We start from the raw sequence: 15,883 nt of genomic DNA, 5'->3' as shown, positions 1-15,883 counted from the left end.
CGGTTCGCCCATCACGCTCCGCGGCCTGTGTCCGGGCGGTTCGTGTGGCCGGCCGCTCGCCGGCAGCGGACTAGCCGTCCCGGGCGAGATCGGCCTCGACGTGAGCAGCAAGGCTGAAGAAGCGCTGGCGGACCTCCGCCGCGAACGGGTTCGACCGCTCGATCGCCTCGAAGACCTCGGGCGCGTCATGCCGGACCATGTCCACTGCCTGCATGAGCAGTGAAAAGCTGCGCGTCGTCATGTGCGTCGGGAGCGGTTCCATGGCGACGAGCACCCGCGCGATCAGATGGGTCAGGCCTTGGACCGCTGCAGCCTCGCGGTCGTGGGCTTCCGGCGTCGTGACAATCACCTTCAGCTTCAGCACTTTCCGAAGGAACGCGGCTGCACGCCGTCCGCGCCGTCCAGAGACCGGACACACGGCGATCCTCAGGCCGGCGATCCCGTCGGCGGCGCTCTGCGGGCCGAACAGGGGATGGGTGCCGAGGATCTCGACGCCCTGGGGCAGTCCCGCCCGCATGATCGCCACGGGCTCCATCTTCACCGAGCCGACATCGACCACCAGCGTTCCCGGCCGGAGATGCGGGGCTATCGTGGAGACGACCGCAGCCAGGCTGGAAACCGGAACGGCGAGGATGACGACCGGGCAGCGAGCCACCGCCGCCAGGTCCGTCCGCACGGAACCGTAGGTCTGGATTTCGGGCTCGGCCGGGCGCGGGTCGTAGACGCGCAACGCCATATGGGGCGCGAGGTATCGGGCCATGAGACGACCGAAGGCGCCGAAGCCGATGATTCCGATAAACGGGCGGAGCTGAGTGGCTTGGGAGACTGACACGGTGACCTCGGGCAGGCGCGAGGTCGACGGATCAGGAACAGGAGCAACCGCCGACGACGCAGCGGATGGGCATGATAAGCAGGCCGCCGCTAAGGGAGCGGCGCGTAATACGATCCGGTGGGGAACAAGCTTAGCATGGTGGGGAGCCTCTAGGCGGTGCCAACGAGCGCGTCAACCGGACCGCATCGACGGCCAGATCGGGCTGAACACGGGGCGTTCAGCTTCGGGCGTGCTTTGAAAACGAAAAACGGGACGGCTTGCGCCGTCCCGTCGGTGGTCGTTCCTATCGGCCTAAGAAGATCGAAGCCAGTCGCTGGAGCAGGCCCCGCGGTGCGGGCGGAGGCTCACTCTGCCCAGGACGGTCCCCGATCTAATTGGCGGCGAAGGGATGCTGGGCCGAGTTGCGCTGCTCGGTGACGGTCGAAGCCTTCGGCTCGCCGTTCACGGCGCGCTGGATCGAGAGCTTGGTCGCCTCGTAGTTGTACTTCTGGATCTTGGCGTCGTCGGCCGCTTCCCAGTGAATGAACACGCCGACCAGGATGAACAGGTCGTCGGCCTCATCGGCCGGGATGATGCCTTCGGCAACGGCGTCCTGGACGGCCTTGGCAACGCCGTGCTGGGCCGGGCCAAACATCTGGACGGCCTGACGGGCGTCGTTGATGGTGACCTTGTTGAACATCAGGGTGTTCGGCTTGCACGGCAGGTTCGGCGCGATGACCGCGAGCAGGCTGGTGAAGCCGTGCTTGTTGTTCACGAGGCCGTTGCAGAAAGCCGTCTCGGCGGGCGAGCCGCGCGGTCCGATGATCAGGTCGATGTGAGCGACCTCGTTGCCGTCGCCGACGAGGGCTTCGCCAACCTGAACCTTGGTGATCTTCGCCATTCGGTGTCTCTCCCTGGATTCCGAAATAGGGCCGCGGCGCCGGGCGATGCCAGCGGCCGGGAAGCCATCCTTGTTATCGGCGCCCGATCCTCCGGCCGAGCCGGTTGGGCCGAGCCGGTTGGGCCGGACAGCGCGCCGGACCCTACAGTGCGGCCCTGCGGCTCACAACCCGCGCAAGGCCCTGGACCTGAGGAATTTCTTTGACGGCGGGCCGCGAAAGGCCGGAACTTTTCCGTGCTTCACGCGAGGGCGGCGCCGGCCGCCGTCAGGGCATCCCAGAAGACGGTCGCCACCGTGAAATCCGCGCTGGTCCCGGGATTCAAGGCGCGTGCCTTCAGGGAGGCATCGAGGGCGAGCAACGTGTCCACCGGCCGGTCCGCGAGGTTGAGGTTAGCCAGCATCGTATCGACTTCCCGGCGCACGGCCTCGGCGACCGATGGGCCGGCCTTGCGGGCGATGTGGCTGTCCGGGACCGAGCGGAGATAGGCTAGGTGGATCGCCGTGGTGCACCATGTCGGATCGAGACCGGCGGCGCGGGCCTCGGCGAGGGCCGGCAATCCGATCGCGGCGATATCCGAGAAGCCGGTGTCGTAGGCGCGGGCGATGCGGTCGCGACCGGCCGCCTCCGCCATGGCCGCGCGCAGGTAGGGCGGGGCGTCAGACGTGACGTCGTGCCGCTCGGCCCGGCCGAGGCCGCCCGGATTGGCGAGCCGGATCGCCGCGAACACCGCTTCGGAATCCGTAGCCTCCAGCGCGTCGAGCACCGCGGCGACCGATCGCCCCTGCTCGGCTGCGGCGGCCAGCGGGGCGCAGAGCAGAAGGATGCCGAGATTGGTGTTCTGGCCGACGGCCGCCAGGGTCGCCGCGACGCCGGCGCGGACCCGTTCGCCGATCCCCGCCCCGGCCCGGGCCAGTTCCGGGGCCGAGACATCGGCGCTGGTCACGAAATCCGCCACCACCATGCGATGGCCGGCCGCGTAGGCGTGGACATTGCCGGGCTTCAGCGCTTCGAGTTCCGCCAGGCAGGCGGCGCGGTAGAGCGTCCCGATCAGCCCCGGGTCGAGGGCGCTCATGCCACCACGAGCCGCGGAACGCTGGCGCCCCGGACGGCGGCGAGAAAACCCCGAACCACGGTGGCGGCGATGTCGGTCTCGCACACGGTCTGGAGGCCCGACCAGGCCGGCATGGAGTTGACTTCCAGGATCGAGAAGCCGCCCTCCCCGTCCTCGACCAGGTCGACTCCGGAATAATCGACCCCGACCGCCGCGGCTGCGGCCTCCGCCATCTCGGCGGCAGCCGGCGGCATCGCCCAGGGCAGCGGACGGCCGCCACGATGGACGTTGGTGATCCAGCCGTCGCCCTCGCGGATCATGCCGGCGATCGCCCGGCCGTCGCAGACGAAGACGCGGTAGTCGCGCCACAGGCCGTCGCGCCGGGGCACGTAGCGCTGGAGATAATAGACCCTCGCAACGGCCTCTTCATCCGGCAGGTCCTCGGGCCGCTCGATCAGCGCCAGCCCCTCCCCCTGCGAGCCGAAGAGCGGCTTGAGCACCAGCGGCGCGCCGGGGCGGCTCTCCTGCTCGACGATCCCGGTGGCGGCCTCGCGCGTCGAGACCACCCAGGTCTCCGGCGTCGGCAGGCCGGCGCGGGCGATCAGCAGGGAGGTGGCTGCCTTATCGACCGAGCGCTCGATGGCGGTGGGCGCATTCCAGACGGTGACACCCGCCGAGACCAGGGCGTGCAGCACGCCGAGCCGCATGGTGGTCGCCTCGAACGTGCCGCCCGCGATGGTCCGCAGGAGCACGCCGCCGGGCAGTGAGCCGGCAAAACCCGGGACCCGCAGGGGCTCGCCGCCGCCGGTGGCCACGATCACGTCGGCCAGCGAGAACAGCACCGGCTCGACGCCCTGCGCCCGCAGGGCCGCCAGGAGCCGGGCCTTGTGCCAATTGCCGTTATCGGCCGCCAGGGCGATGCGCATGGTTGGAAGACTCTCGACGGCGCTTCCCCGCTGGGGAAATGCTACGGTCATTATTATTTTGAGGTGTCGTCGCCGGGGCCGCCCGCGAAACGCTCCCTCTCCGAAGCGGCTAGCCGATCCACGGAGCGCTTGGCATGGCGCGGGTCCCCTCTCCCGCACGGGAGAGGGAGTTTCCGCCTCATGCGACCGATGACTGATCGTGTCCCGGCCGCTGACTTTGACGAGATGAACCGCGGCCGGACGGCGCTGTCTCGCCTACGCGAACGACGCCTCCACCAGCGTCGGCTCCAGGCGGCCGCCGCGGTAGGTGGCGCCGGTGCGCACCGACGTGACGATCGCCTCGGCCGGCGAGAACAGGGCGCCGTCGATCTTGTAGAAATCGCCGTTCACGCGCGAGAAGATCTCGGCGAAGGGCGCCCCGTGATCGCTCGAGGTGGTCGACGGGATCTGCTCGGCGAGCTGCTTGGCGTCGGCATCGTCGGCATCGACGAAGAGCTGGACCCGGCCGCCGTAGATGATCGCGTCGTTGGTCCGGCCCATCGCCTTGATGAAATCCGGATGCGGCGGCGAGAGCGGCGCCGAGCCGATCCCGTCGACGATCGCGTGCAGGTCGAAGCCGACCGTGTGGGCCTTGTGCAGGGCGACTTCCAGTACGCGGGCGACGACCTGGGTCGAGCCGGCGAGGCTCTGCGTCGGCGCGAAGATGAAGGTCAGGTCCTCGGGACGCAGGCCGGTGGCCTCGGCGACCTTGGCGACGACGCTCTCCGGCGGTCCGCCGGCCGCTTCGAGGACCAGGGCGGTCTTGGTGGCCGAATCCCGGTAGCCTAGCTCCTCGTACAGATGCTCGACGGCCGCGACCGCGCGGCCCGGGCCGGAGCCGAGGGCGAAGAAGCCGGAATCGCCGGCCTCGTCGGCGAGGCTCCAGCCGGCATATTGGCTGCCCAGGCAGGCGAGCACCGGATCGGCCGCGTGGACGATCACGGAATACGGCCAGGACGCGATCGGGCCGCTCGGGGCGATGCTCACGGTGCCGAGGCCGCCGAGGCAGATCTCGGCGATGCGCCGTCCGGCCTCGATCGAGCCCCGTGCCTGCGCGCCGGCATCGACCATCCGGGCACCGCCCGCAGCCTGCGTGACCGACAGGCGTAGGGTCGCGGCATCGGCCACGAACCGCTCGATCAGCGGCGCCGTGAGCGCGTTGACGCTGGGATAGGTTTGGCTGGCACTCATCACAGGGTTTCCTCGGGGTGCGTTTTCTTTGCGGCCAGGTCGGCTTGGAGCCGCGCCGTCCGCGTCTTCAAACTGTCGAGCGCCGCCTGCCGGTCGGCCCCAAGGGCAAGCACCGTGCAGAGGGGCGCGTCGCGGCGGACCACCGTGCCGGGGCGCGGGCGGTCGCGCACGTGATCCGGCCACGGACAATCCGGGACGGGCGCATGCTCGCGATCCGCGTAACAGATCTGCGCGGCGGCCGCATCCGCCGGTTGCGGGCCGAGCGCCGGCATGGCGCCGAGGCTGGCCTCGATATGGGCGGCGAGCAGAGGCGTGCTTCGGCGATCCAGGATATCGAGGGTCGCGCCGGGCCGCGGGTTGATCTCGGTGAGCCACCAGCCGGTTTCGTCGGCCAGGAAATCGGCGCTGGCGAGCCCGCGCAGCCCCGTCGCCGCGATGAGGCTCTCGACCGCCGCCGCGACGGCCTGCAGCAGGGGTTCGGGAAGAGGCGGAGCCTCCGCGGCAGCCCCGACCAGGGCGCCGCCGTAGCGATAGGGCCGCATCGGCGACGGCGCGCACCATTGCTCGGTGACGGCCAGCACCTGCATCGTCCGCCCGTCGGCCAAAAAGTTCAGGGCGTGGGGCCGGCCGGGTGCTCGGGCCTGGACATAATGGCCCTCCGGCGTGGGGCCGCGCGTGGCTGGCCGAATATGGCTGCCGCCGCTGCCGCCGACCCGCTTGAGCAGCCAGCCGGACGGATCGGGCAGCGGACCCGTCGCGATCGCCGGATGCGGGATTCGGAAGCGGTCGCAGAGGGCGGCGAATCCGAGCGGGTCCTTCAGCGCCGCGACGGCGTCCGCGTCGGCGCCGATCAGCCGGTGGCGCGCTGCGATGCGGGCGACGAGGTCGGGCGTGTCCTCAAACCCGCTGCCGAGGACGATGCCGAGGCGAGATCCGGCGCAAGCCGCCAGGTCGTCGATCGCCGCGAGCGTCGCGTCGGCGGCGATCCGGCTGCCGAAGCGGCCCGGCAGCGGCCTATAGGCTTCGCTGAGTGCCAGCGTATCGGAATCACCGAACAGGTCGGCCACGAAGGGACGCAGGCCTGCGCGCCGAGCCGCCTCCGCGAGGGCGCGCCCGGCCTGCGCGGCGATCAGGATCGCCTCGGACATGCCGGGATGCGCCCGTGTCGGCTCAGCCGGCGATCTCGACCGCCAGGGTATAGGCGTCGCGGAAATCGAGGCAGAGCGGCGTGTCGGAGGCGAGCATCCGGTCGAACAGGCGGCGCTGCGTCTGGTATTTGACGTTGCCCACCGCCAGGGCGCCGATGCCCACGCCCTTGCCGGCCGGAAGCGGTACGTCGACGGCGTTGACGTCGATCCCGGCGATGCCGGCCGGCGGCACCGCATTCACGTCGGAGGCGACCAGCAGCTTCGGAGCGGATTTCAGATCCTCGGCCGAGAGGATCGGGATGCCGGCCGGACCGGCGGACAGGATCACGTCGGCGTCGCGGATGGCGCGGCGGCGATCCTCCGGTGTGGTGCCGTCGACGGCGCCGACCTCGATGCCGAAGCGCCACTTCATCGTGAAGGCGATCTTCGAGACCCTCTCCTCGCCGTCATGGCCCACCAGGACGGTCTGCGCGCCCTGGAGCGCGCCGATCACCGCCGCCACGTAGGCGACGACGCCGGCGCCGCCGAAGATCACGATGCGCTTGCCGGTCAGGTCGGTGTTGAATTTCTGCCGCAGCGCCCGGGAGACCTGCGCCACCATGGCGGCGCCGGTGGTGAACGAGCCGGCGGGATCGGCGAAGACATGGTTCACGAAGGGCGGCACGAACGCCTTCTTGGCCCGGTCGACCATGTCGAGGGCGTCCTCGGCGTTCTTGCCGCCGATGAAGATGCCCGTGCGGGTGCCGTCGGCGGGGGCGCGCGAGAAGATCGAATCCTGGGTCAGCGAGACGACGTCGGCGAGGCTGACCTCCGTGTAGGTCACCACCGTCTCGAAGCCGGCATCGATGGCCATGTTCACGTCGAACGGGCTCATGTGCCGGAGCGGCGTCAACATGTGGAGGATCGAGCGGGCCATGACGTTCTATCCCGTGGGGCGCGCATCAACCTGCGCCTGCCGACCGTCCAAACCCGCTGCGGGTGCCGCGGTCAAGTCCGGGGGCGGCAGTTCAGTCCGCCGTGGTTATCGATGCGCCGGTGTTGCGGCCGCGGGCGATGAGGAAGCGCAGCGGCCCGCCGCGGTCGAGACTTTCCACCAGGGCGCTCGCCTCGGCCTCGCTCGGCATCAGCACGAAGCCGGTCGGCCCCCAGGAGGACTGGCCGTAGCCGGGCACGCCCTGCGCGGCGGCCTGGGCCAGCGCCTGCGCGACTGCGGCGCTGGCATAGCGGCCGCCCTGATGCGGGGCGAAGTGGTCGCCGATCAGATCCTGGATCCGGGTGATGCCGGCGCCGAAGCCCTGCGGTTCCGCGAGCGCGACCGCCGGCAGCACCTGCATCAGCACGATTCGGCAGATCTCCGCCGCCTGCGCCTCTGGGAAGCGCGGCAGGTCGCGAAAGGCCTCCACCTCCCGCGTGCCGTGCACGCCGGCCATGCTCTGATCGAGAATGAGGACGATGCGCCAAGCCTCGGGATAGCACAGGCGCGCGATCACCGGCGGCGGGCCGCCGTCGCCGCCGCGTCCGCCATCGACGATCAGGCCGCCTTCCGTGAAGGCGCTCAGGCCGACGCCCGACCGGTTGCCACGATCGAGGCTCGCGGAAAAAGCCGCCGCCGAAAACGCGTGGCCGCCGAGGCGTGCCAAGGCGGCCGCTACGGCCAAGGCGAGCTGGGTCCCGGATCCGAACCCGGCATGGGCCGGGATCGTCCGCTCGACTTCGATGGCGACAGAGTCAGGCTGTCCGAGATGGTCCGCCGCGGCGCGGGCGTAGCCCCGGACCCGCTCAGCTTCCGCGCCGGTGACGGAGAGATGCGCGGACCGGCGGGCGGTCAGCGCGACGGACGGGGCGTCGATGGCGAGGCCGATGCTGCCGAAGCGTCGTCCCAGCCCGCCATGCAGGTCGAGGAACCCGAAATGCAGCCGTGCCGGCGCCTCGACTCGGACGATGCTGCTCGGAGCGGTTGCCGTGTTCCGCTGGGGGACCTCGCCCACGCCCATTCCTTCGCAATCCACCGCCGAACCGCCGGGCTTTTCCCATGCGGCGGGCGCCCGAAGCAACGGGATCTTGCTGCCGATCGGACGAACCACGGTGGGCCCCCCCCTTGCCGCGGGGCGCGGATGAATGCAAACCTAGGCCAGCGACGGCGCGCCGAGTTGCCGCCCGCCCGGACCAGTCGGGCGGTCGAGCCATTCCGATCCGGCGGGATTCTCCTTCGGGAGTGAACCCGCTTCGTCCGGTCTTACGGCCGTCGCCCGCTCCGAAGCCAAACAATAACGTCGCGTGAGGGAGCATGGCAGCCTGGGTGAAGGGTGGCGCGACGGACGCGGACACCGCCATCGGGGCGGCCGTATCCCTGCTCGCCAAGGCGCGCGCGCCGGTGATCGCCGGCCTCAGCGCCGACGTCGCCGCGATCCGCGCGGCCTACGATCTTGCGGGACGCATCGGCGCCTCGATCGATACGGCCGGCGCGGTCGGCACCTATGCCGAGCTCGGCGCGCTGAGCCGGGTCGGCGCCATGACCTCGACGCCCGCCGAGGCGGTCGGCCGGGCCGATACCGTCCTGGTCGTCGGCGCGGCGCCCTGGCATGCGCCGCTCCTGAAGCGCCTGACGGGGGCAAAGCCCACGCGTGGCCGCGCCGCCGGTGCGGACCGGACGCTCCTGGCGCTCGGCGCCGGGTCCGAGGGTTCGAAGGCCGCGCTGTCCTGCCCGTCCGCGGGCGGGTTGGCTGAGGCGGTCGCGGAGCTGCGCGCCTACGCCAAGGGCCATCTCGCGGGTGACACGCCGCGGGCCGAGCTCGTCGCGCGGATCGCCGCCGCACAATACGGCGTCCTTCTGTACGATCCCGCCGAACTCGGTGAGCTCGGCGTGGAGATGCTTCAGGGCTTCGCCATGGAGCTGAACGAGACCACGCGCTGCTTCACGCTTGCCGTCGCAGGGCCCGATCAGGACCGCGCCGTGGTGCCCGTGGCCGCTTGGTTGACCGGCCAAGCGCCGCGCAGCGGCTTCGGACGCCGCGTTCCCGAACACGATCCCTGGCGGTTCGATGTCGCCCGCCAGGTCGCCGCCGGCGAGGTCGATGCCGTCATCTGGCTCGCCGCTCTGCCCGTCGACCGGCCGGAATGGCTGGCTGCGGTGCCGTCCGTCGCCTTGGTCGCCGAGGCCGAGGCCTCTCTCGCCGATGTGGTGATCGCGGTCGGGCGTCCCGGCCGCGATCTCGGCGGCGTCTTATGGAATGAGCAGCGCGCCGCGCTGACCTACTGGCCGGCCTCGGCGCCGACGGACCTGCCGTCCGCCGCGTCGGTGCTGGGTGCCCTGACGGAGCGCCTGGCCGAAGGTCGCGTCGCGTCGAGGAGTGAGCCCGCATGCTGAGCGTGATCCGGGGCGGGCGCGTCGTCGATCCGACCGCGTCCCGCGATGCCGTCGGTGACGTCTGGATCGAGGACGGCCGCGTGGTCGAGCCGGCGGGCCGGGAGCCCGATCGGGTGATCGACGCGTCGGGCTGCGTCGTGATGGCGGGCGGTGTCGAGGTGCATTCGCACATCGCCGGCGGCAACGTGATCACGTCGCGCCTGCTTCTGCCCGACCTCTACGTGAGCGAGGCCTCGCCCGAGGGGCATCCCTTCGCCCATGCGGGCGGAGCTGCGGGCTGGATCGGGTCGACCTACGCGCGGATGGGCTACACCACGGCGGTGGAGCCGGCGATGCCGCCGACCCACGCGCTGGCGACCCAGCTCGAACTCGCCGACATCCCGCTGCTGGATCGCGGCGCGCTCACCGTGATGGGCAACGACGACCAGCTGCTGCAGCTGCTGCGCGAGCGCCAGGGCGGCAACGCCGTGCGCGACCTCGTGGCGCTCTCGGTCGCCACGTCGCGCGGCCTCGGGGTGAAGTGCATCAATGCCGGCGGCGCCTCCGCCTTCAAGGACGGCGCCCTGCGCCTGTCGCTGGACGACGAGATCCCGGTCTACGGTCTCTCGACCCGGCAGATCATGGGCTCGCTCCTCGACGCGGTCGAGGAGATCGGCGTCCCGCACCCGCTGCACGTCCACTGCAACAATCTCGGCCTGCCCGGGGCGGACGATTCCTTCGTCGAGACCCTGGACGCGGCGGAGGGTCGGCGCATCCACTTCGCCCACGCGCAATTCTACGCCTACGGCGCGACCGAAGGCGGCGGCTTCCGTTCCGCCGCCGAGCGGATCGCGCAGGCGATCGCCGACAACCCGAACGCGACCCTCGATATCGGGCAGGTCGTGTTCGGCCAGACCGTGACCGTGTCGCTCGACATCCTGCGCCAGTTCGCCGGCCGCAAGGGCGCCAAGCCGAAGAAGTGGGTGCTGAATGCCGGCGATGCCGAGGGCGGCGGCGTCGTGCCGTTCCTGTACCGGCCGCGCGGCCCGACCAGCTCGCTGCAATGGGCGATCGGCCTGGAGATCATGCTGCTCTCCACCGATCCGGAGCGCACGATCCTCACCACCGACCACCCCAATGGCGGCCCGTTCACGCAATATCCGCGGATCATCCATCTGCTGATGGACAAGTCCGAGCGCGACCGCGAGATCGCGACGCTGCCGGGCATCGTCGGCGAGCGGTCCGGCCTTCCGGGCCTGGAGCGGGAATACACCCTCTCGGAGATCGCCCAGCTGACCCGGTCCGGCCCGGCCAAGCTCCTGGGCCTCGCCGATCGCGGCCATCTGCGGCCGGGCGCCTGCGCCGACGTCGCGGTCTATCGCGACGACACGAACCGCACCGCGATGTTCACCGCCGCCAAACTCGTCCTCAAGGATGGCGTGCCGATCGTCGAGGACGGCGAGGTGGTCGAGTGGCGTGCGGGCCGGACGCTGTCGCTGTCGGTCGAGTCGGATCCGGCGATGGCCAAGCGCGCCGATACCTACCTGACGGACCGGTTCGGCGCGGGGCTCGACAGCTTCGCAGTGCCGGATGCGGCCTTCGACGCGGATGCGGACACCTTCGAGGCCGTGCCATGCCGGGCGTGATCAGCGAGGCGAGTGGCGGAAACAACCATGTCTGAGCTCAGCCTCAACGGCATCCCGATCGTCGACACCTTCGCGGAAGCGTTCGACGTGGCCGGGACCGCCATCATCGTCACTAACGACACCGCCAAATGGGCCATGATCGCCGCCACCACCATGACGGGCTTCGCCACGTCGGTGATCGGCTGCGGTGCTGAGGCCGGCATCGATGCCGAGCTGGCGCCGGATGAGACTCCGGACGGCCGGCCCGGCGTGCGCATCCTGCTGTTCGGCTTCGAGCCGAACGGCCTCAAGGAACAGCTGATCAAGCGCGTCGGCCAGTGCATCCTCACCTGCCCGGGCACAGCCTGCTATGCCGGCGTGGACGGGCCGACCAAGATCAAGCTCGGCGGCGCGATCCGGTATTTCGGTGACGGTTTCGCCATCGCCAAGCGCCTGCCCGATGCCTCCGGCAAGGCCCGGCGCTACTGGCGCATCCCCGTTATGGACGGCGAGTTCCTCTGCGAGGATTCGGTCCGGGCGGTCGACGGGGCGGTCGGCGGCGGCAACCTGCTGTTCCTCGGGCGGACGCACAAGGATACGCTCATCGTCGCCGAGGCGGCGGTCGAAGCCGCCAAGGCGGTCCCAGGCGCGATCCTGCCCTTCCCGGGCGGCATCGTCCGCTCGGGCTCGAAGGTCGGCGGCCGGACCAAGGGCATGATGGCCTCCACCAACGACGCCTATTGCCCGACCCTGAAGGGCCGGGCCGGCTCGGCGCTGCCCGCCGAGTGCGGCGTCGTGCTGGAAATCGTGATCGACGCCCTGACCTCGCAGGGCGTGTCCGACTCGATGCGCGCCGGCCTCCATGCCGGCACCGAGATCGGCGGCAAGCACGGGCTGATCGCGGTCACGGCCGGAAATTACGGCGGCAATCTCGGCCGCCACCATTATCATCTGCGCGACCTGCTCGCGCGCGACGACGCCAAGACGGAGGGCTGAGCCTTGAGCACCCTCACCCTGCGCGCGGCCCCGCCCGAGCGGCTCGACTTCCTCAACATCAACCCGCTGGTGCTCAGCCGCCTGTCCCAGGCCGAGGCCGAGCGCCTCGAGGTCGGGACGACCCGCACCGGTATGCGTCTCGGCGATTGCTTCACGGTCGCGCTCGACGGCTCCGACACCCTGACCATCGAGGGCGGCCATGAGCGCCTCGACCGCGTCGGCGCCTCCCTGTCCGAGGGCGCGATCCGCGTCACCGGCGATGTCGGCCAACGCCTCGGCGAGGGCATGGCCGGCGGCAGCCTGACCGTGGCGGGCCATGCCGGCCCCTATGCGGGTGCCGGCGCCACCGGCGGTACCATCACGATCGAGGGCGATGCCGGCGATTATGCCGGTGGGGCCGTCTACGCGGCCAAAGCCGGTCTCGACGGCGCGACGCTGATCATTCGCGGGACGGCCGGTGCCCATCTCGGCGACCGGATGCGGCGCGGGCTTCTTCTGGCAGGCCGGGCCGGCGCCTATGCCGGATCGCGGATGATCGCCGGCACCCTGGCCGCGCTCGCGGTGGGCGACCATCCGGGTTACGGCATGCGCCGCGGGACCCTGCTGGTCGGGTCGCACGGGCGGCTATCGCCGACCTTCGTGGAGACCGGGACGCACGACCTCGTGTTCCTGAAGCTCCTGGCGAAATCCCTGTCGGGCCTCAGCGCGGAGCATGCCGCGCTGCTGGGCCGGCCGCTGCGCCGCTATTCCGGCGACCTCGCCACGATCGCCAAGGGCGAGATCTGGGTCGCGTCCTGACGCCGCTCTGGGCAGAGCGGCCGCGCGCGGCATATGCTCTGCCCAAGCCGGCCCGCACGAGGCCGGCAAGGCTCTGCATCATCCGCGCCGAGCGACGGTCACCGTCTATCGGGATGATGCACGAGGGAGACGCCCATGCTCCTGCTTCTGTCCATCTGCCTCGTCGCCCAGCCCTCGACCTGCCGCGAGGACCGGATCGAGATGTCCTACGAAGGCTCGAATCCGTTCATCTGCCTGCGCCATTCGCAGAGCGCGCTGGCGACCTGGCAGGCCGCCCACCCGGATTGGCATGTCGAGCGCTGGCGCTGCGCCGCGCGTGGCAGCCTACCGAAGAATCTGTGACGGCGCGCGGCAACCGCGCACGGCGCTTTCCTCCGGGACGGGGCCGATGCGCTCGCTGAAGCTCCGCTTCGCGCTGCTGCTCGGCGGCACCGCCGTCGTGGTGATGCTCGCGGCCATCGCGGCTCTGGCCTCGATCGCGGCCGCCGAGCGCACCGTCGACCGTACGCTGGAGGCGCAGCGACGCCTGGAACTGCTCGCCGAGCTGTCCGGCCGCCTGACCCAGTTCGGCCTGGCGGCGGTCGAGACCGTGGGCAATCCCGACGGGCAGCCCGAGGCGATGGCGATCGCCCGCGACAATGCCGACCGGGCGCTGACCACGGTGGACGAGGCGCTCGCGCAGAGCTTCCCGCCGAGCGACGACCCGGCCGACCGCATGCAATACGCCGCGCGGACGCGGCCGATGGCGCAGTTGCGCGCCGCCCGGGTCGTGCTCGACCGGCAGGTGGCCCGGATCAACCGCCAGACGGAGCCGGAGAAGCGCCAGGACGCGATCAAGGGCGCGCTCAACGGCTTCGGGGCGATGACCGGCCAGCCGCTCTCGTTCCTGATCGAGGCCGAACGGCGCAGCATGGCGCTGGGCTCAGAGCAGGCGCGGGCCCTCTCGGCACGGCTGCGCGTGGCTGCGGCCTCCGCGGTGGCGGCCGCCTTGGTGCTGCTGGCGGTGCTCTATCGGGGTGTGACCCGGCCGACCCTGGCGCGGATCGAGGAGGTCCGGCGGGCCGCGAGCGCCATCGGCCACGGCGCCCTCGACACCCGCCTCTCGGTGGCGACCCGCGACGAACTCGGCCTGCTGATGACCAACGTCAACCGCATGGCCGCGCGGCTCGCCCGTCGCGAATCCCGGGTCGCGGCCGACCGGGCGGCACTGGAGGATACGGTGGCGGCGCGTACCGCGGATCTGCGCGCGGCCAATGCCCGGCTTGAGGCCGTGGACCGCTCGCGACGGCGCTTCTTCGCCGATGTCAGCCACGAGCTGCGCACGCCGCTCACCGTGATCCTGGGCGAATGCGATCTCGCCCTGCGCGGCGTGTCCCGGGGCGCCGATCCGGGGCCGGTCTTCACGACGATCCGCAAGCGGGCGCAGCGGCTGAAGCTGCGTGTCGAGGACTTGCTGCGCGTCGCCCGCTCCGAATCCGGCGAGATCGAGTTCGACAAGCGCCCCCTGGGCCTCGCCTCGGTGCTCGCAGAGGCCGTCGACAATATGGCCTCCGAGGCCGCCCGCCGCCGGGTGGCGCTGAGCCTCGATCCCGGCAGCCAGGACGTCGAGTGCCTGGCCGACCGCGAGTGGCTTCGCCAGACCGTCGAGAGCCTGGTGGACAATGCCCTGCGCCACGCCAAGGGGCTGACCCGGGTCGAGGTCGCTCTGTCGGCGGAGCCCGGCGCTCGCGCCCGGATCACCGTCACGGATGACGGCCCGGGTTTCGGCGCCTCCGAGGCCGAGCTGTTCGAGCGGTTCCGGCGCGGTGCCGGGGCGAGCCCGGACGAGACCGGCTTCGGCATCGGGCTCGCCCTGGCGCGCTGGATCGTCGAGCAGCATGGCGGCACCATCCGCCTCGGCGCCGGCCCGGACGGGCGCGGCGCCCGAGTCAGCCTGGACATGCCGGCGCTCGATCCGGCATGGGAGATCGGCACGGCCGGGAACGCGGCCGGCGACGCGCAGGTGAGGGAGCCGGCCGCATGACGCGGATCCTGATCGTCGAGGACGATATCGATATCCGGGGCCTTCTGGCCCGCGGCCTGGAAGCCGAGGGGTTCGAGGTCGGCACCGCCGCCTGCGTCGATGAGGCGCTGAAGGCCGCCCACGATCCGGCGCCCGGCGCGGTCCTGCTCGACATCAACCTGCCGGACGGGTCCGGGCACGATGTCTGCCGGTCGCTGCGCGAGGGTGGCTTCCCGGGCGCGATCCTGTTCCTGTCCGCCCGCGACGAGATCCGCGACCGCGCCGAGGGGCTTGCGCTCGGCGCCGACGACTACATCGTCAAGCCGTTCGTGTTCGATGAGCTGGTGGCGCGCCTGCGCACGCATCTGATGCGGCGGGAGCAGGCCGAGGCCCCGCGCTCGCGCATCACCGCCGGCCGGCTGATGCTCGATCTCGACACCCGCCAGGCGAGCTGCGGCGAGGCCAGCGCGCGCCTGACCCCCCGGGAGGCCGACCTGCTCGCCATGCTGATGGAGAGCATCGGCAAGCCGGTGTCCCGGGCCGACATCTTCGACCGTCTCTGGGCCAGCCAGGGCGGCCTCTCGCTCAACGTGGTGGACGTCTATATCGGCTATCTGCGCTCCAAGATGGCCGACTTCGTGCGCTTCGGCGGCCCGGGATTGGTCACCGTCCGGGGCAAGGGCTTCATGCTCGAGCTGCGCGGTCCCGACTTCCGTCAATGACCGACTATACTTAAGTCGAATTCGGTAACGTTTCCGACGCGGCGCCGGGCATTTAGGTCGAGTCTCACGAAAAATTTGGGAGGATCCGGCAAGTTAGTGCTTGAAGACCGCAGCTGAATCGCCGATATCGAGTGCGCGCCGGAAACCAGAGCGCCATCAGTGTCTTAGGGGCCTCTTAGGAACCCGTGACGCTTGGTGAGGATACCGCCAAGGAGAAACACCATGAAGTGGGCTGCCCCCGTTGTGTCCGAGATCTGCGTCGGCATGGAAGTGACCAGCTACGAGTCCGCTGAGATCGACACCTTCAACTGAGTTTCCAGGGGCCG

General features: G+C 70.9%; 16 protein-coding genes. 8 read left to right on the top strand and 8 right to left on the bottom strand.

Translation table 11 applies throughout. The features are described from left to right. Positions 1-70: 70 nt before the first annotated feature. The 8 genes from LGR69_RS02705 to LGR69_RS02670 all read right to left on the bottom strand — a co-directional run bounded on the left by LGR69_RS02705 (position 71) and on the right by LGR69_RS02670 (position 8,056). Positions 71-832 carry a prephenate dehydrogenase gene (locus LGR69_RS02705; RefSeq protein WP_307354544.1) on the bottom strand — a complete coding sequence of 254 codons (762 nt, stop codon included), beginning with the start codon at positions 830-832 and terminating at the stop codon, positions 71-73. Between the two features lie 370 nt (positions 833-1,202). Continuing rightward, positions 1,203-1,712 (bottom strand): 5,6,7,8-tetrahydromethanopterin hydro-lyase, encoded by a 510-nt coding sequence (gene fae / locus LGR69_RS02700; protein ID WP_007568574.1) that lies wholly within the window; start codon positions 1,710-1,712, stop codon positions 1,203-1,205. Positions 1,713-1,951: 239 nt separating this feature from the next. After that, on the bottom strand, positions 1,952-2,785 hold the full coding sequence (locus LGR69_RS02695; protein ID WP_230365090.1) for a triphosphoribosyl-dephospho-CoA synthase: 834 nt from the start codon (positions 2,783-2,785) through the stop codon (positions 1,952-1,954). After that, positions 2,782-3,690, bottom strand: coding sequence for an ATP-grasp domain-containing protein (locus LGR69_RS02690; protein ID WP_230365089.1), 909 nt, complete (start codon positions 3,688-3,690; stop codon positions 2,782-2,784). The genes LGR69_RS02695 and LGR69_RS02690 overlap by 4 nt, the downstream gene beginning before the upstream one ends. A gap of 255 nt (positions 3,691-3,945) precedes the next feature. After that, entirely contained in the window at positions 3,946-4,920 is a 975-nt protein-coding gene (gene mch / locus LGR69_RS02685) for a methenyltetrahydromethanopterin cyclohydrolase (protein WP_007568577.1), read from the bottom strand. Next, a complete protein-coding gene (locus tag LGR69_RS02680) occupies positions 4,920-6,068 on the bottom strand; it encodes an ATP-grasp domain-containing protein (protein WP_230365088.1) in 1,149 nt (382 codons plus the stop codon). The genes mch and LGR69_RS02680 overlap by 1 nt, the downstream gene beginning before the upstream one ends. A gap of 22 nt (positions 6,069-6,090) precedes the next feature. After that, a complete protein-coding gene (locus LGR69_RS02675; RefSeq protein ID WP_007564450.1) occupies positions 6,091-6,984 on the bottom strand; it encodes an NAD(P)-dependent methylenetetrahydromethanopterin dehydrogenase in 894 nt (297 codons plus the stop codon). A gap of 91 nt (positions 6,985-7,075) precedes the next feature. Then, entirely contained in the window at positions 7,076-8,056 is a 981-nt protein-coding gene (locus tag LGR69_RS02670) for a beta-ribofuranosylaminobenzene 5'-phosphate synthase family protein (protein ID WP_230365087.1), read from the bottom strand. 299 nt (positions 8,057-8,355) lie between these two features. On the opposite strand from LGR69_RS02670, the gene LGR69_RS02665 reads away from it, so the two are divergent. From LGR69_RS02665 to pqqA, 8 genes are all read left to right on the top strand, one after another. Next, positions 8,356-9,435: a molybdopterin-binding domain-containing protein gene (locus LGR69_RS02665; protein WP_230365086.1), complete on the top strand. Its 1,080-nt coding sequence runs from the start codon at positions 8,356-8,358 to the stop codon at positions 9,433-9,435. Then, the gene (locus tag LGR69_RS02660; protein WP_122160613.1) at positions 9,429-11,060 is read left to right on the top strand and encodes a formylmethanofuran dehydrogenase subunit A; all 1,632 of its coding nucleotides are present in this window, start codon (positions 9,429-9,431) and stop codon (positions 11,058-11,060) included. Before LGR69_RS02665 ends, LGR69_RS02660 begins: the two co-directional genes overlap by 7 nt. Positions 11,061-11,087: 27 nt before the next feature. After that, positions 11,088-12,035 carry a formylmethanofuran--tetrahydromethanopterin N-formyltransferase gene (gene fhcD, locus LGR69_RS02655; protein ID WP_230365085.1) on the top strand — a complete coding sequence of 316 codons (948 nt, stop codon included), beginning with the start codon at positions 11,088-11,090 and terminating at the stop codon, positions 12,033-12,035. Positions 12,036-12,038: 3 nt separating this feature from the next. Further along, positions 12,039-12,833, top strand: a complete 795-nt coding sequence (locus LGR69_RS02650; protein ID WP_230365084.1) for a formylmethanofuran dehydrogenase subunit C — start codon at positions 12,039-12,041, stop codon at positions 12,831-12,833. 135 nt (positions 12,834-12,968) lie between these two features. Next, complete coding sequence (locus LGR69_RS02645) at positions 12,969-13,175, top strand: hypothetical protein (protein ID WP_007564437.1); 207 nt, start codon at positions 12,969-12,971, stop codon at positions 13,173-13,175. Between the two features lie 46 nt (positions 13,176-13,221). Further along, positions 13,222-14,856: a sensor histidine kinase gene (locus LGR69_RS02640; protein WP_230365083.1), complete on the top strand. Its 1,635-nt coding sequence runs from the start codon at positions 13,222-13,224 to the stop codon at positions 14,854-14,856. After that, entirely contained in the window at positions 14,853-15,557 is a 705-nt protein-coding gene (locus tag LGR69_RS02635; protein ID WP_007564433.1) for a response regulator transcription factor, read from the top strand. Before LGR69_RS02640 ends, LGR69_RS02635 begins: the two co-directional genes overlap by 4 nt. 222 nt (positions 15,558-15,779) lie before the next feature. Then, positions 15,780-15,869, top strand: a complete 90-nt coding sequence (pqqA, locus tag LGR69_RS02630; RefSeq protein ID WP_007564431.1) for a pyrroloquinoline quinone precursor peptide PqqA — start codon at positions 15,780-15,782, stop codon at positions 15,867-15,869. The last annotated feature ends 14 nt before the right edge of the window (positions 15,870-15,883 follow it).

The sequence above is a fragment of the Methylobacterium brachiatum genome, from assembly GCF_020523825.1.
Taxonomy (GTDB): Bacteria; Pseudomonadota; Alphaproteobacteria; order Rhizobiales; family Beijerinckiaceae; genus Methylobacterium; species Methylobacterium brachiatum.
This window is presented reverse-complemented; position numbering and strand designations above follow the sequence as displayed.

Coding starts and splice junctions, on each gene's coding strand:
- LGR69_RS02680 (WP_230365088.1), bottom strand. CDS start 6,068: ATGTCCGAGGCGATCCTGATCGCCGCGCAGGCCGGGCGCGCCCTCGCG.
- LGR69_RS02660 (WP_122160613.1), top strand. CDS start 9,429: ATGCTGAGCGTGATCCGGGGCGGGCGCGTCGTCGATCCGACCGCGTCC.
- pqqA (WP_007564431.1), top strand. CDS start 15,780: ATGAAGTGGGCTGCCCCCGTTGTGTCCGAGATCTGCGTCGGCATGGAA.
- LGR69_RS02690 (WP_230365089.1), bottom strand. CDS start 3,690: ATGCGCATCGCCCTGGCGGCCGATAACGGCAATTGGCACAAGGCCCGG.
- LGR69_RS02695 (WP_230365090.1), bottom strand. CDS start 2,785: ATGAGCGCCCTCGACCCGGGGCTGATCGGGACGCTCTACCGCGCCGCC.
- LGR69_RS02675 (WP_007564450.1), bottom strand. CDS start 6,984: ATGGCCCGCTCGATCCTCCACATGTTGACGCCGCTCCGGCACATGAGC.
- fhcD (WP_230365085.1), top strand. CDS start 11,088: ATGTCTGAGCTCAGCCTCAACGGCATCCCGATCGTCGACACCTTCGCG.
- fae (WP_007568574.1), bottom strand. CDS start 1,712: ATGGCGAAGATCACCAAGGTTCAGGTTGGCGAAGCCCTCGTCGGCGAC.
- LGR69_RS02645 (WP_007564437.1), top strand. CDS start 12,969: ATGCTCCTGCTTCTGTCCATCTGCCTCGTCGCCCAGCCCTCGACCTGC.
- LGR69_RS02635 (WP_007564433.1), top strand. CDS start 14,853: ATGACGCGGATCCTGATCGTCGAGGACGATATCGATATCCGGGGCCTT.
- LGR69_RS02665 (WP_230365086.1), top strand. CDS start 8,356: ATGGCAGCCTGGGTGAAGGGTGGCGCGACGGACGCGGACACCGCCATC.
- LGR69_RS02640 (WP_230365083.1), top strand. CDS start 13,222: ATGCGCTCGCTGAAGCTCCGCTTCGCGCTGCTGCTCGGCGGCACCGCC.
- mch (WP_007568577.1), bottom strand. CDS start 4,920: ATGAGTGCCAGCCAAACCTATCCCAGCGTCAACGCGCTCACGGCGCCG.